General features: G+C 69.7%; 16 protein-coding genes. 11 read left to right on the top strand and 5 right to left on the bottom strand.

Features of this window, described 5'->3' with window-relative positions; translation table 11 throughout:
* Window positions 1–30: 30 nt before the first annotated feature.
* Window positions 31–2,634 carry a cellulosome protein gene (locus tag RNB18_RS28920; protein ID WP_311717056.1) on the top strand — a complete coding sequence of 868 codons (2,604 nt, stop codon included), beginning with the start codon at window positions 31–33 and terminating at the stop codon, window positions 2,632–2,634.
* A 13-nt stretch (window positions 2,635–2,647) separates the two neighbouring features.
* On the opposite strand, the gene RNB18_RS28915 is transcribed toward RNB18_RS28920, so the two are convergent.
* Complete coding sequence (locus RNB18_RS28915; protein WP_311717055.1) at window positions 2,648–3,970, bottom strand: diacylglycerol/lipid kinase family protein; 1,323 nt, start codon at window positions 3,968–3,970, stop codon at window positions 2,648–2,650.
* A gap of 108 nt (window positions 3,971–4,078) precedes the next feature.
* Window positions 4,079–4,471 (bottom strand): VOC family protein, encoded by a 393-nt coding sequence (locus RNB18_RS28910; protein WP_311717054.1) that lies wholly within the window; start codon window positions 4,469–4,471, stop codon window positions 4,079–4,081.
* 71 nt (window positions 4,472–4,542) lie between these two features.
* Here RNB18_RS28910 and RNB18_RS28905 point away from each other — a divergent pair, with 71 nt between their 5' ends.
* Entirely contained in the window at window positions 4,543–5,079 is a 537-nt protein-coding gene (locus tag RNB18_RS28905; RefSeq protein WP_311717053.1) for a GNAT family N-acetyltransferase, read from the top strand.
* 15 nt (window positions 5,080–5,094) lie between these two features.
* On the opposite strand, the gene RNB18_RS28900 is transcribed toward RNB18_RS28905, so the two are convergent.
* Window positions 5,095–5,778, bottom strand: coding sequence for a glycerophosphodiester phosphodiesterase (locus tag RNB18_RS28900; RefSeq protein WP_311717052.1), 684 nt, complete (start codon window positions 5,776–5,778; stop codon window positions 5,095–5,097).
* 271 nt (window positions 5,779–6,049) lie between these two features.
* On the opposite strand from RNB18_RS28900, the gene RNB18_RS28895 reads away from it, so the two are divergent.
* The 6 genes from RNB18_RS28895 to RNB18_RS28870 all read left to right on the top strand — a co-directional run bounded on the left by RNB18_RS28895 (window position 6,050) and on the right by RNB18_RS28870 (window position 11,212).
* Window positions 6,050–7,447 carry a DUF6421 family protein gene (locus RNB18_RS28895; protein WP_311717051.1) on the top strand — a complete coding sequence of 466 codons (1,398 nt, stop codon included), beginning with the start codon at window positions 6,050–6,052 and terminating at the stop codon, window positions 7,445–7,447.
* A gap of 62 nt (window positions 7,448–7,509) precedes the next feature.
* Window positions 7,510–8,259, top strand: coding sequence for an SDR family oxidoreductase (locus RNB18_RS28890; RefSeq protein ID WP_311717290.1), 750 nt, complete (start codon window positions 7,510–7,512; stop codon window positions 8,257–8,259).
* Complete coding sequence (locus RNB18_RS28885) at window positions 8,256–9,326, top strand: threonine aldolase family protein (RefSeq protein ID WP_059207364.1); 1,071 nt, start codon at window positions 8,256–8,258, stop codon at window positions 9,324–9,326. Before RNB18_RS28890 ends, RNB18_RS28885 begins: the two co-directional genes overlap by 4 nt.
* A 42-nt stretch (window positions 9,327–9,368) precedes the next feature.
* Window positions 9,369–9,881 (top strand): GNAT family N-acetyltransferase, encoded by a 513-nt coding sequence (locus RNB18_RS28880; RefSeq protein WP_311717050.1) that lies wholly within the window; start codon window positions 9,369–9,371, stop codon window positions 9,879–9,881.
* Window positions 9,882–9,941: 60 nt separating this feature from the next.
* On the top strand, window positions 9,942–10,514 hold the full coding sequence (locus tag RNB18_RS28875; RefSeq protein WP_311717049.1) for a transglutaminase domain-containing protein: 573 nt from the start codon (window positions 9,942–9,944) through the stop codon (window positions 10,512–10,514).
* A gap of 8 nt (window positions 10,515–10,522) precedes the next feature.
* A complete protein-coding gene (locus RNB18_RS28870) occupies window positions 10,523–11,212 on the top strand; it encodes a B3/B4 domain-containing protein (RefSeq protein WP_311717048.1) in 690 nt (229 codons plus the stop codon).
* 20 nt (window positions 11,213–11,232) lie between these two features.
* Here RNB18_RS28870 and RNB18_RS28865 read toward each other — a convergent pair whose 3' ends face one another.
* Both RNB18_RS28865 and RNB18_RS28860 read right to left on the bottom strand, forming a co-directional pair.
* A complete protein-coding gene (locus RNB18_RS28865; RefSeq protein WP_057609733.1) occupies window positions 11,233–11,961 on the bottom strand; it encodes a lysophospholipid acyltransferase family protein in 729 nt (242 codons plus the stop codon).
* 183 nt (window positions 11,962–12,144) lie between these two features.
* On the bottom strand, window positions 12,145–12,561 hold the full coding sequence (locus tag RNB18_RS28860; protein WP_311717047.1) for a DUF4395 domain-containing protein: 417 nt from the start codon (window positions 12,559–12,561) through the stop codon (window positions 12,145–12,147).
* A 74-nt stretch (window positions 12,562–12,635) separates the two neighbouring features.
* Between RNB18_RS28860 and RNB18_RS28855 the strand changes: the two genes are divergently transcribed.
* The 3 genes from RNB18_RS28855 to RNB18_RS28845 form a co-directional block, all read left to right on the top strand.
* The gene (locus RNB18_RS28855; protein ID WP_062051245.1) at window positions 12,636–13,049 is read left to right on the top strand and encodes a TlpA family protein disulfide reductase; all 414 of its coding nucleotides are present in this window, start codon (window positions 12,636–12,638) and stop codon (window positions 13,047–13,049) included.
* Window positions 13,050–13,257: 208 nt separating this feature from the next.
* Window positions 13,258–13,767, top strand: a complete 510-nt coding sequence (locus RNB18_RS28850; protein WP_311717046.1) for a flavin reductase family protein — start codon at window positions 13,258–13,260, stop codon at window positions 13,765–13,767.
* Between the two features lie 227 nt (window positions 13,768–13,994).
* Window positions 13,995–14,316, top strand: a 322-nt coding sequence (locus RNB18_RS28845; RefSeq protein ID WP_394817689.1) for an electron transfer flavoprotein subunit beta/FixA family protein, incomplete at its 3' end; no start/stop codon positions are given.

Raw genomic sequence — 14,316 nt, 5'->3', positions numbered from 1 at the left:
TCGACTGTCGTACGGAATGTCGAACGAAGGATGGATGCCGTGGCAGCCGAAGGCCCCGCCCCCGAGAAGCTCACCATCGATCTCGGGACCGAGACCGGACCCTTCCACGGGGGAGCGAGCGGCACGCTCTACGGGCTCTACGGCGACGGCGTGCCCAGCCGTGGCGTGGTCGAGGGCATGTACCCGCGCACGGTGACCACCAAGGCCCAGGACGGCACCCAGCATCCCGGCGGCGACGCCCTGGAGATCCTGCCCGCCTTCGTCGCGGCGGGCGGCAAGGACGTCTACGTCTATCTGCCCGACTTCTACCGAGGCTTTCCGTACGAGTGGCCGGGCGCCACGGGCGAGGAGCGGCTCGCCGGACATCTGGACGTGATCCGCCGTCAGGTCGAACACGTCCTGACCCTGGGGGAGTTGAAGGAACACGTCGTGTACGTGCCGTTCAACGAACCCGAGGGCAACATGTTCGGCGAGGGGGAGTGGAGCTACGACCAGGTCTCCTGGCGGACCGAGCCGGACCACTACTTCGCCGCCTGGGAAGCCGCGTACCGCCTCATCAAGGACCTCGACCCGCACGCGCGCGTGGCCGGACCCAACACCTGCATTCTGTACCCCGAGGTCAGGGACTTCCTGGAGTTCGCGACGTCGCACGACGTGCTGCCCGACATCGTCACCTGGCACGAGCTGTCCTCGCCCGCCGAGGTCCGCACCAACATCGCCAAGTACCGTGATCTGGAACGGGAGTTGGGCATCGGCCCGCTGCCCGTCAACATCAACGAGTACGCGCACAACTACCACGTCTCCGTCCCCGGACAGATGATCCAGTGGATCGCCGCGATCGAGGAGTCGAAGGTCGACGCCGACATCGCCTACTGGAACATCGCCGGCAACCTCAACGACTCGGCGGTCGAGGCGAACAAGGCCAACGGCCAGTGGTGGCTCTACAACGCCTACGGGCAGCTGACCGGCAACACCGTCCGGGTGCTCGCCCCGCACCCCAACGTGCAGTACACCCTCCAGGGCGTCGCCACCCTCGACCGGGACAAGCGACAGGCGCGGGCGCTGTTCGGGGGAGCGGACGGCTCGGCGGACATCGTCTTCGAGGGCGTGGACGCGGAGGTGTTCGGTGCCGTGGTCCACGCCCGTCTCATGGAGATTCCCTGGACGGGGCAAGTGGGCGCCGCAGAACAGCCGTTGCGGCTGCGGGACGAGGAACTGCCGCTCACGGACGGGAAAGTGACGCTCGGTCTCACCGATCTCGACGCGATGTCCGCCTACCAGGTGATCCTGTCGCCGGGCGGCAACGGGGCCGTGGCCCTGCCGCCCGCGGTGAGCTGGAGGCGGACGTACGAGGCCGAGGACGCCACCTACACGGGAGACGGCTACTCGAAGAACGGACCCGAGGGGTCCCCGTCCGCCGTCGACCGGTTCGCGACCTCCGGTGGCTACCACGTGGGCGGTCTGCGCACCGGCTCCGACGGCGTGCTCGCCTTCGACGTCGACGTGCCGCAGGACGGGACGTACGACCTCGCGGTGTTCGCGGGCTCGCACAACCTCGCCGACCTGGTGCGCGAGCAGGGCCCCACCAACGTCTTCCTGCGCGTCGACGGCGAGCATCCTCGTGAACTGCGGCTGCCGCTCGGCTACAAGCGGGCGGTGTGGGGACACACCGACACCCGGGTGGAGCTGACCGGGGGCCGGCACCGGATCACCCTCGCCGCCCAGGACCCCGACCTCGGAGTCACCAAGGGTGACGCGGTCGTCGACAAGCTGGACCTCCTGCTCCGGAGCGAGGACGAAACCGCCCTGTACGACGCCGAGTTCGCGGACCTCGGTGGCGGCGCCCGGGTCAGTCACGCCCACCGCGGCGCCTCGGGGCCCGGAGTCGCCGTGCTCCCACGAGGCGGCACCGTCACCTTCTGGACGTACGCGGCCGGCGACGGCGAGGCCTCCGTGACCGTCGACCTGCTCGGGCCCGGAGAGGGCGTGTGGAGCGTCAACGGCGAGGAGCTCGGGCGCGTCGAGCGCGGCGCCGTACCGCTCTTCCTGGCCGGGGGCGTCAACAAGGTGACGGTCACCGGGACTTCGGACCGGCTGATCGTCGACCGGCTGCGGATCGCCCCTTCACGTGGCCTCCTGCCCAGCACCGCGTACGCCGCCGAGGAAGGCGTCCTGACCGGCACGGCGAGGGTGACCGGATACCCGTACGCCGTCGGTGGCAAGGCAGTTGACGGCATCGGCGCCGGGTCCGCGAACGCGCTCACCCTGACGGTCACGGCGGGCCGCCCCGGACGCCACGCGCTGACGATCCGCTACTCCAACGGCGAGCAGCCTCCCTCCACCCACTACAACCCGGACCCGGTCTGCCGCCACGCCGACATCTGCGTCAACGGCGGCCCCGCGCACCGCGTCCTGTTCCCCACCACCTTCCACTTCAACAACTTCTGGAATCTCTCCGTGCCCGTCACCCTGCGCCCGGGCCTCAACACGATCACGTTCACGTCCGACGAAATCCCCGACTTCGCCGGCGACACCAGGAACGCATTCGGCCAACGCTCCGCCCACGCCCCCGTCATCGACCAGGTCACGGTGACACCGCTCGCCCCCACGGGGGCTGAACTGCGTACCCGCTGACGAGGGAACCGCCTCACGCCCGCCCGGCCGTAGCCGCCAGCTTGCGCAACTGGCGCCAGTTCAGGCGGGGTTGCGCCTCCGGTACACCCGGTCGCTTCCTCGGGACGTGGACGCGGAGCGCCCCGGGGACGATACGACAGTGGACCGGGGTGGGCAGGAGCAGGGCCTCGCCGTCGACGCCGACCTCGATCTCCGGCCGGTCGGCGTCGACGATCACCTCCCGCGCGGACAGGACCGCGAGACCCTCCGGATCGGGGTCGAGCAGCAGCGCCGCGGCCTCGGCCGCACTGTCCACCTTGACGCCGAGGATGCCGAGCAGCCCCGAGTCGAGCCGCTCGCGGCGGCCGAGGCCCACCGGGTCGCCGGTGCGGTAGGCGTTGTTGCTCACCAGCACGGCTTGCGGGCCGTCGAGCGTCGTGGCGTCGATCCGCGCGGTCAGACGGGGGCCGCGCTGCCGGGTGAGCAGGTCGGGAAGGAGCTCCAGAGTGGTGCCGATCTTGTCGTCGCGGTAGGCGGGACTCTGGACGACCGCCGCGTACGCGCCGAACGAGGCGTTGTTGACGAAGGGATGGTCCGCGGCGAAGCCGAGATCCACCCGGAGTTCCACGCCGTCGGTGAGCGCGTCGAGACAGGCCGCGGGGTCGGCGCGGTCGAGGCCGAGGTCCATCGCGAAGTGGTTGCGCGTACCGGCGCAGACGACGAGGAACGGCAGGTCGTGCTCCGCGGCGACGGCGGCGACCAGTGCCTGGGTGCCGTCACCGCCCGCGACGCCCAGCAGGTCCGCGCCCTCCGCCACGGCCGCCCGCGCCAGCGCGGTCACGTCCTGGTGCTCCTCCGGGTCGAGCAGCACGACCCGCGCGCCCAGCCGTTCGGCCTTCTCCCGCAGCCCGAACCGCTCCACCTTCCCGCCTCCGGAGCGGGGGTTCATGAGCAGGAAGGGCCGCCGCACGGACCGCGCCCGGTGCTCCTTCATACGCCTGGGCCGTTTGCCGGTGCTGCGCAGCGCGTACCGCCCGCTCCACACGGCCACCGCCCACAGCACCGGCGACAGCACGAGCACCCATCCCAGGGTGACCACGAAGAGAACGACGACGACGGTGGGGGTGACGGCCGCGAGCACCGCCGCCAGCCAGCGTGCCGGGCCGCGCCGGGTCAGCGTCCACCACACCGCCGCAGCGGTGACGGCCCCGCCCGTGAGCCCGGCCGCCAGCAGCAGTACGCCGTCGAGACCGCCGTACCCGAGTGGGAGCAGCACCGCGAGGGCGGCCGCCGCCAGGGCGGTCCTGGCCGCCCATCGCTGCCCGTGCCAGGCCGGGGCGTTCAGGTCCACGCTCATGTGCTCCTCCACTGCTCGACGCCCTCGGGGCCACGGCGGTCGGCGGAGCATATCCAAGTCGGCGAAACGGCCGGCACCACGTGTGATGCCGGTCGGCAGACGCCGTGTTCAGATTCCGGGCCGGTACCGGATCGGATGGTCCGACGGCACCTCCACCAGCACGATCGGTGTGCCGTCCGGGTCCGCCACCCACATCTCGACCAGCCCCCATGGCTCCTTTACCGGGGGCCGTACGATCTCGACGCCCTTGGCCACCAGTTCCTCGTGCGCCGCGGTCACGTCCGCGACCTGGAGCCACAGCCGGACGCCCGCGGCCGGTGGAGCCTCGGACCGTCCCGACAGCTCCAGGAATCCACCGCCGAGGAAGTAGACGGTGCCCCGCTCCGGGCCCGTGCCGAACTCGCGGTACACGGCGAGGCCCAGTTGATCGCCGTAGAAGACTCGGGAACGTTCCGGATGCGTGGGGCGCAGCAGGACGCGGCCGCTCAGTACGTGCACCATGCGGGCGAGCCTAACCGGGGCGTTAGTCTCGACCCTGCCCCAGTCGTGCCCCTGAAGTGGAGACGCGCCCCATGGAGACCACCGCCGGCCTCACCTTCCGTGACGCCACCGACGCCGATGTGGACGCGCTCGTCGCGCTGGTCGAGTCGGCGTACCGCGGAGACGACAGCCGGGCCGGGTGGACCACCGAGGCGGACATCCTGGAGGGGCAGCGGACGGATCCGGAGGGTGTGCTCGCGGTCATCAAGTCGCCCGACAGCCGGCTGCTCACGGTGGAGCGGGACGGCCAGGTCGTTGCCTGCTGCCAGCTCGAACACCGGGGCACGCACGCGTACTTCGGGATGTTCGCGGTCAGTCCCGCACTCCAGGGCGGCGGCCTCGGCAAGGTGATCATCGCGGAGGCGGAGCGGATCGCCCGGGAGACCTGGGGCGTGACCGAGATGCACATGACCGTGATCTCGGTGCGGAACGACCTCGTCGCCTGGTACGAGCGGCGCGGCTACCGCCGTACGGGACAGATGACACCGTTCCCGTACGGCGACGAGCGCTTCGGCGTTCCGCAGCGCGACGATCTGCAGTTCGAGCTGCTGGTCAAGCCGCTGGTGTGACGTTCCTGTCCCGGTTCACGCGGTGAAGCGCCCGGTGCGTTTGATCTCCGGGTAGTCGGTCGTCGCGCCGTCCAGTTCCAGGGCCCGCACCAGCTTCAGATGGTCCTGGGTGTTCACCACCCAGCCGATGATCTTCAGATCCGCCTTGCGGGCCGCCTCGACGACCTCCAGGGTCAGCCGGCGGATGTTCAGGCAGACCGTTCCCGCACCGGCCTCGACGGCGCGCTCCACGATGTCGGGGCCGAACCGGCTGCCGATCAGCGCGGTCCGTACACCGGGCACGAGGCGGCCGATCTCGGCGATCGCCTCGTCGTGGAACGAGGACACCTCGACCCGGGAGACCAGATTCCGCCGGATCATGACCTCGGCCAGCGCCCGGGCCGCCGCGATGTCCTTGATCTCGGCCTGGAGCGGCGACCGCACGGCGTCCAGGACCTCCTCGAACACCGGGACGCGTTCCCCGCGGCCCGCGTCCAGGGCGCGCAGTTCGGTGAGGGTCTTCTCGGCGATCGGGCCGGTTCCGTCGGTCGTGCGGTCCACGTCGGTGTCGTGCATGACGACGAGGGCGCCGTCCTTGCTCAGATGCAGATCGAGTTCGATCAGGTCGAGGCCGGCCTGCTGGGCGGCGACGAAGGAACGGAGGGTGTTCTCGGGTTCGGTACCCATGACTCCGCGATGACCGATGGTAAGGAAGTTCAAGGTTCAACTCGCTTCCGTCGACGGCGGCTCGGTGCAAAGCCGCAGCCTAACGGCTACGCCGTGTGATGAACCCGTACGTACACGAGGGATCGCGGTGAACTGCGAGGGAGTGATCTCGCTTACCCGGAATCCCCGTGTTTATGGCCCTCGACAGGAAAAAGTTCGGTGACCATTGGTGTGGGCAGGATAACTTCCCGAGTCTGCTCTTGCTGGACGGAAGCTCGTATGTATACGGTCTTCATACGCGAGTTTCTCCCGTGGAGGATGGGACATGACGGAAATTCTTGTGCAGGCGGCTTCGGGGGACCAGGTTCCTCCCGTGACCAGGGTGGTGGAGCACCCGGCATGGCCCGTGCTCAAGGATGCCGTGGAGCGGATCCGGCCATGGCAGTCCAAGGACGGGTCGATCGACTTCGAGGCCGAGAGCGCGCCCGCGCGCGCGGACGCCGAGGCCGCCGTACGGCGTGTCGTCGACGCGGTGCAGGAGCTGTCGCCGTCGCTGCCGCACGACGCCGACTACCACGCCGCCCTCGTCAAGGACCTCCGGCGCTGGTCCGAGGGCGGCTTCGAGGTGCCCGACTTCCTCGACTCCCTGCTGGCCTTCCAGCCCGCCGCGAACCGCGCGGACGGCCTCCAGCACCTGGTCGTCTTCCCGATGTACACGCAGAACGGCAACCCGGACCGCAATCTGGAGGCGGTCGTGCTGCGCATGGTCTGGCCCGAGTGGCTGGCCGAACTGGAGCGCACCCGCTACGACAACCCGCTGTTCTGCGGCATCAAGTTCGAGGACTTCACGTCCGGCTACGACACGAACTCCGCCGTCCTCTTCCCGGAGACGATCGCCGTGCGCGAGGCGCCGGAACGCTTCTCCTGGGGCGGTATCTTCTGCGACCGCGAGGCCGCCCGCTTCCGCCGCGTCACCGACGCGGCCGTCGACATCCTGGGCCTGGAGCTGCCCGAGGACATCGCCGCGATGGTCCACGACCAGACGCGCTGCGAGGAGGCCTTCGTACTGTGGGACATGGTCCACGACCGCACCCACAGCCACGGCGACCTGCCCTTCGACCCGTTCATGATCAAGCAGCGCCAGCCGTTCTGGATGTACGGCCTCGAAGAGCTGCGCTGCGACCTCACCGCCTTCAAGGAGGCCGTGAAGCTGGAGGCGGACGGCGTTCCGCAGGCCCGTGACGTGCAGTACGCGGTCCTCTTCGACCGGATGTTCCGCTTCCCGGTCACCGGCGAGCGAGTGCGCAACTACGACGGGCTCGGCGGCCAGCTCCTCTTCGCCTACCTGCACAAGCACGACGTCGTCCGCTGGACCGACAACAAGCTGTTCATCGACTGGCAGCGCGCCCCCGAGGTCACCAACCAGCTGTGCGCCGACATCGAGCAGCTCTACCGCGACGGCATCGACCGCCCGAAGCTCGTCCACTGGTTCGCCGGCTACGAGCTGGTCTCCACCTACCTCGCCCCGCACCCGGGCTCCAAGTGGGCCAAGGGTCCGGACGCCCTCGACCTGTCGCTGCCGCCCCGGAAACTCGTCGACGACGTGCTTCCGGACGAGTTTCCGCTGAGCATGTTCTATGAGGCCCTCTCCAAGAAGCTTCGCCATGTGATCGCCTCGACCCGAGGTATCACGGCGGAGAACGCCGAGCGGGTCGCCGCGTGAGCGATCGCGGCACCGGGAACACTGCACAGGCCGCCGAGGCGGCTGCTCAGGAGGCGAAGAACATGGCGGGGAACGGAGCTCTCAGCGGTGCGGTGATCGCTGTTGCAGGCGCGGGTGGACCCGCGGGCCGCGCGGCACTGCTGCGGCTGGCCGAGGCGGGCGCGACCGTCGTCGGCGCGGACAACGACCCGGAGCGGCTCGCGGAGGCCGTGGACGCGGCACGCTACGCGTCGGGCGGCGCCAGCGTCACCGGCGAGCCGGTCGACCTGCTGGACCTGGGATCCACCCGCGACTGGGCCGAGCACATCGAGAAGGACTTCGGCCGCGTCGACGGTCTGGTCCACCTCGTCGGCGGCTGGCGCGGCAGCGAGACCTTCATCAAGTCGAGCCTGGACGACTGGGACTTTTTGGAACTGCTGCTCATCCGCACCGTCCAGCACACCTCGCTCGCCTTCTACGAGGGCCTGCAGCGCAGCGACCGCGGCCGCTACGTCCTGATCAGCGCCGCCGGTGCGACGAAGCCGAGCGCGGGCAACGCCTCGTACGCCGCCGCCAAGGCCGCCGCCGAGGCCTGGACGCTCGCTCTCGCGGACGCCTTCCGCAAGGCCGGTGGCGCCGGTGGGCCGACGTCCGCGGCTACGATCCTGGTGGTGAAGGCACTGGTGCACGAGGCCATGCGCGCCGACCGGCCCAACGCGAAGTTTGCGGGTTTCACGCACGTCCAGGACCTGGCCGAGGCCATCGCCGGTGTCTGGGACAAGCCCGCCGCCGAAGTGAACGGAAACCGTCTGTGGCTGACCGAGAAGCCGTGAACCCTCCGAAGACCGACGCTCGTCGTCATCATGACCCGCAGGTCCGCGGCTTCGCCAGCGACAACTACGCCGGGGCCCACCCGGAGGTGCTCGCCGCCCTGGCACTGGCCAACGGCGGGCACCAGGTCGCGTACGGCGAGGACGACTACACCGAGAACCTCCAGGGCGTCGTCCGCAGCCACTTCGGCGCCACGGCCGAGGCGTTCCCGGTCTTCAACGGCACCGGCGCCAACGTCGTCGCGCTCCAGGCGGTCACCGACCGCTGGGGCGCGGTGATCTGCGCCGAGAGCGCGCACATCAACGTCGACGAGGGCGGTGCCCCCGAGCGCATGGGCGGCCTCAAGCTGCTCAGCGTGCCCACCCCCGACGGCAAGCTCACGCCCGAACTGATCGACAAGCAGGCCTGGGGCTGGGAGGACGAGCACCGCGCTATGCCGCAGGTCGTCTCGATCACCCAGTCCACGGAGCTCGGCACCCTCTACACGCCCGACGAGATCCGCGCGATCTGCGACCACGCCCACGCGCACGGCATGAAGGTTCACCTGGACGGCTCCCGCATAGCCAACGCGGCCGCTTCCCTCGACGTCCCGATGCGGACGTTCACCAACGCGGTCGGCGTCGACATCCTCTCCCTGGGCGGGACGAAGAACGGCGCCCTGTTCGGCGAGGCGGTCGTGGTGATCAACCAGGACGCGGTCTCCCACATGAAGCACCTGCGCAAGCTGTCGATGCAGCTCGCCTCCAAGATGCGTTTCGTGTCAGTGCAGTTGGAGGCCCTGCTCGCCAAGGACCTGTGGCTGCGCAACGCCCGCCACTCCAACGAGATGGCCCAGCGCCTGGCGGAGGGTGTCCGCGCCGTCCACGGTGTCGAGATCCTCTACCCGGTCCAGGCCAACGGCGTCTTCGCCAAGCTCCCGCACGACGTGAGCGAGCGCCTCCAGAAGCGCTTCCGCTTCTACTTCTGGGACGAGGCCGCCGGCGTCGTCCGCTGGATGTGCGCCTTCGACACGACCGAGGACGACGTGGACGCCTTCGTGGCGGCGCTGAAGGAAGAGATGGCGCGCTGAGGCGCGTACCGAACCGGAGGCGGTCTGTGCTTGCATGCCGGTGTGGACAAGACACAGCGCCGGGTCCGGCCGAGGACCGATGACGACGTCGAGGCATGCGTGCGGGTGCTGGCGGAGGTGCACCGCCGCGACGGCTATCCGGTGAACTGGCCTGCCCGGCCCGGTGAGTGGCTGTCGCAGGAGGCCGCACTGGGCAGCTGGGTCGCCGAGCTGCACGGCCGTGTCGCCGGCCACGTCAGCCTTTCCCGCAGCGCCGAGGGCGACTTGGCCCCTGTCCTGTGGAGCGAGCGGAACGGCACGAGCGGGGAACAGGCCGCGGTGGTCGGCCGGTTGTTCGTCGCCCCGCGAGCGAGAGGGCACGGGATCGGTGCCCTGCTGATGGGCAGAGCGGTGGCGGAGGCCCAGCACCACGGCCTGCATCCGGTGCTCGACGTCGTCGCGTCCGACACCGCCGCGGCGGCCTTGTACGAACGGCTGGGCTGGACGAGGCTGGCCACGGTCGAACAGCGCTGGAGCCCGTCCCAGGTGGTCGCCGTACATTGCTACGCTGCATAAATATACTGACCTTCGTAAATTGATTGACCCAGGGTGATCGTTTTCCTATGCTCTGCGGGCATGGAGCTGATCCAGAACACCCCCGACCTTTCCGCATACCTGGCCGCCGACGACGTCATCGACCACCACCACCCGGTCGTCAGAGGAGTGGCCGCACGTCTCGCCAAGGAAGCGGTCGACTCGTATGCCTATGCGCGACTGGCCTTCGAATTCGTCCGTGACACCATCCCGCACTCCCAGGACTCCGGCGATCCCCGCGTCACCTGGCGGGCGTCCGACGTCCTGGAGCAGGGCACCGGCATCTGCTACGCCAAGGCCCACGCGCTGGCCGCCCTGCTGCGCGCCGAGGACATCCCGACCGCACTCTGCTATCAGAAGTTCGACGTGGTGCACGGCCTGGTCGCCGTGCGGTTCAACGGCGCCTGGCACCGCCAGGACCCCCGGGGCAACAAGCCCGGAGTGGACGCCCAGTTCTCCCTCGACGGCGAGCGGTTGGCCTTCACGCCCGAACCGGAGTCCAACGAGATGGACTACCCGGTCCTGTACGCTGAACCACACTCGGCCGTTCTGAGCGCTCTCAAGGCCGCCCCCGACCGGCTGTACCTCTGGAAGACACTCCCCACCGCACTCTGAGGCACCCGATGACCCTCTCCCTGACCGTGTCCGACGAAGTGCGCGCCCTCGCACCCGGCTTCAGGCACCTCGCCATCGAGGCCCACGGCCTCGTCAACGGGCCCAGCACCGACGCCAGTTCGGCACTCCTCGACGACGCGGCCCGCCGTCTCGCCGTACGTCTGGACGGGCGCGCCCCGCACGAGGACCCGCACATGGCGGCCTGGCGGGAGGTCTACACGGCGTTCGGCTCGAAGCCGTCACGCACCCGCAACTCGGCGGAGGCGCTGGCGAAGAGGGCTCTGTCGGACGCGGGTCTGCCCCGCATCAACCTCCTGGTCGACCTCTACAACGCGATCAGCGTCGCGCACCTCGTCCCCGTCGGTGGCGAGGACCTCGACCGCATCCGGGGCGGGATGCGGCTCGTACGGGCCACCGGCGACGAGGACTTCGTGACGGTGGCCGGAGGAGAGGAGGCCGTGGAGCATCCCGACGCCGGCGAGGTGATCTGGCGGGACGAGGAAGGTGTGACCTGCCGCCGCTGGAACTGGCGCCAGGGCCCCCGCACGAGGCTCACGGAGGAGACGGTCTCGGCCGTCTTCCTGCTGGAGGGCATGGCCCCGATGCCGCTCGCCGACATGGAGACGGCGGCCGCCGAACTGGCCGAACTGCTGGAGAAGTTCAGTCCGGGGGCGCAGATCACCACGGCGTCGCGGTAGCCCTCGACCCGGACAACCCGCTACCGGGCGTCGGCCTCGCGCACCTGCTCGGGCGTGGGCGCCGTACCCCCGAGATGCGCCGGCATCCACCAGGTGTCGTCCGGCCCCTTGGGGCGCACGGGATAGGCCCGCTGAGCCGCTTCCAGCAACTCGTTGACCCGCTCCCGCACCTGCCGCGTGATGGCCCCGGCGTACTTGTCCCGAGAAGCCTCGATCGCCTCGCCCACCCTCATGGTGATCGGGATGTGGCTGCGCTTGAAGTTGCGGGGGTGCCCCTTGGTCCACAGCCGCTGCGTACCCCAGACGGCCATCGGGATCAGGGGGACACCCGCCTCCTGCGCCATCCGCGCCGCACCCGACTTGAAGCTCTTCAGCGTGAAGGACTGCGAGATGGTCGCCTCCGGGAAGACCCCGACGATCTCGCCCGACCGCAGCGACTCCAGGGCGTGGGCGTAGGCCGTCTCGCCCTGCGTGCGGTCGACCGGGATGTGCTTCATCCCGCGCATCAGCGGACCGGAGACCTTGTGGCGGAAAACGGACTCCTTCGCCATGAAACGCACGAGGCGCTTCTGCGGGAGCGCGGCCAGGCCGTTGAAGACGAAGTCCAGGTAGCTGATGTGATTGCTCACCAGCACGGCGCCGCCCGAGCGCGGGATGTTCTCCGAACCCCGGCAGTCGATCTTGAGGTCCCAGGCCTTGAACAGCGCCTGAGCGAATCCGACGACGGGGCGGTAGACAAGCTCTGCCATGGGCGGGGTGAGCCCTTCCTGCTCTGCCTGGGATGGTCCCGGCATTAAGTTACGCAGCCGTAGGTTTACGGCATCTCGCAGATCGTGCCCCAAGAACGGGCGGGGAGCCAGTCTTGGTGCCCGCCCGGCGAGAGATTCTCGTCACTTCCGCCCTGTGATCCACCTTGGGCTTTTAAGCCTCCTTTACTCCGCGCGTACCGTCACCCGCCGCACGAGCAGGTACATCTCGCATCCCAGGCAGTACCCGAACGTGGCGTTGAGAAAGGCCGCCGCCAGTGCCGCTCCGGTCGCCGCGAGCCCGAGCCACTCCGGTCCGATCCCGTAGCCCACGAGTCCCAGACCCGCGAAGGCGAGTCCCACCGCCTGCGCGAACCGCGGCGGTTCCGGCGCCTCGAACTCGGTCGGAGGCCCGATCCGTGGGCGTACGGCCTTGCGGAACAGCCAGCCGTACGGCGAGCGACCCACTCCACCCGCCGCGCCCAGAGCGAACGCCAGTGTCTGCCAGGCCAGCAGCCACCCGCTGCCCGTGATCAGAACGGCCGCCAGCACGACGGTCGTCACGGCCGCGCCGAAGCGCGGCCCCCTTGCATCGATGTCCATGAATCAAGCATTCCGCAACGGGGAGACTTGGGGGAGGCGGGAATCTTTGCAGTCTCGTGAATGCTGTGCAGGTGATGACCGGACTTGTGGTGTGCGTGGCGGTGCTCGCGGCGGCGAGCGCCTATGGGGTGCTGCAGCGGCGGCGGAGCGGGAGGGTACGGGTGCGCGGGCGCGACGACGGCAAGAGGCTCGGCGCGGCCGAGTTGGGCGAGGAACTCGGCGAACGCGCCACGCTCGTCCAGTTCTCCAGCGCCTTCTGCGCGCCCTGCCGGGCGACCCGGCGGGTGTTGGGCGAGGTCGCCGGCATGGTCCCGGGCGTGGCCCATGTCGAGATCGACGCCGAGAAGAATCTCGACCTGGTCCGCGAACTCGACATCCTCAAGACGCCGACCGTACTGGTCCTCGACGCCGACGGCCGGGTCGTACGGCGGGCCACTGGACAGCCGCGCAAGGCGGACGTCATCGCGGCGGTCGGGGAGGCGGTTTGACACCGGGTGCGCCCACGGTGAGGCATCTCCCATATGTCGGAACGTACTTGACTGTGCACCGCACCTATCGTCAGCCTGACCGTATGCCTACGGAACTCCTTCTGTTCGGGCGGGTCCACGTCGACCTCGCCCGTACCGCGAGCGCGCGCTGTCCGGCTTGTTGAGCAGCCACGGTCCAGCTCGACACTCCTCGCAGAAGGAAATCCCCATGACGGCCACGCCCGACCTCGGCGCCCCTCGACTCGCCTCTCCCGACCTCCTGCGGTCCGTCTTCCGGCGGCACGCGGCAGGGGTCGCCGTGATCACCGCGAACGGAGAGGCCGGTCCGGTCGGCTTCACCGCCACGTCCCTCGCCTCGGTCTCCGCCGAACCGCCGATGCTCTCCTTCGGGATCGGCACGGGCGCCTCCAGCTGGCCCGCGATATCCCGGGCGGAGCACGTCGGCGTCCACATACTCGGCGAGCACCAGGAGGAACTGGCCGCCACCTTCGCCCGCAGCGGTGCCGACCGCTTCGGCGCGCCCACCGCCTGGCGGGAGGGGCCCGAGGAGGTGCCCGTCCTCGACGACGTCCTCGCCTGGCTGGTGTGCCGGGTCGTCGCGCGCGTGGCCGCCGGGGACCACCGCGTCGTGCTGGCCGAGGTGCGGCTCGGCGACCCCGCCGGCGCCGGCCGACCGCTGCTCTACCACCAGGGCCGGTTCAGCGGCCTGCGCGACTGATCGGCTCATCGGCCCCTTCCGCTGTGGTGCGCGGCCGTCGAGTTCCGATTACGCTGCGTTGCGAAGGTCACAGTTCAAAGCGCTTGCTTAGCGGGCAGGAACTGGATGTACTGGTGAGTAATATTGCGGTCGGAGCGCAGCCCGCCCCGACCGGGATCGGCCGCTTGGGGCGCCTATGCTGCCTGCAAGAGGCAGCCGAAAAATGACGATGCAGTAGGAGAGCCGGCGTGAGCTTGAGGATCGTTGTCACTGTGAAGTACGTGCCCGACGCCACCGGCGACCGGCACTTCGCCGATGACCTGACCGTCGACCGTGACGACGTGGACGGTCTGCTCTCCGAGCTGGACGAGTACGCGGTCGAGCAGGCGCTGCAGATCTCTGAGAACTCCGACGACGACGTCGAGGTCACGGTCCTGACCGTGGGCCCCGAGGACGCCAAGGACGCGCTGCGCAAGGCGCTGTCGATGGGCGCCGACAAGGCCGTCCACGTCGAGGACGACGACCTGCACGGCACGGACGCCCTCGGTACCTCGCTGGTGCTGGCCAAGG

It is taken from the genome of Streptomyces doebereineriae, assembly GCF_031845645.1.
GTDB lineage: Bacteria > Actinomycetota > Actinomycetes > Streptomycetales > Streptomycetaceae > Streptomyces > Streptomyces canus.
Note: the sequence above shows the minus strand (reverse complement) of the source record. Positions and strands in the feature narration are given on the sequence as shown.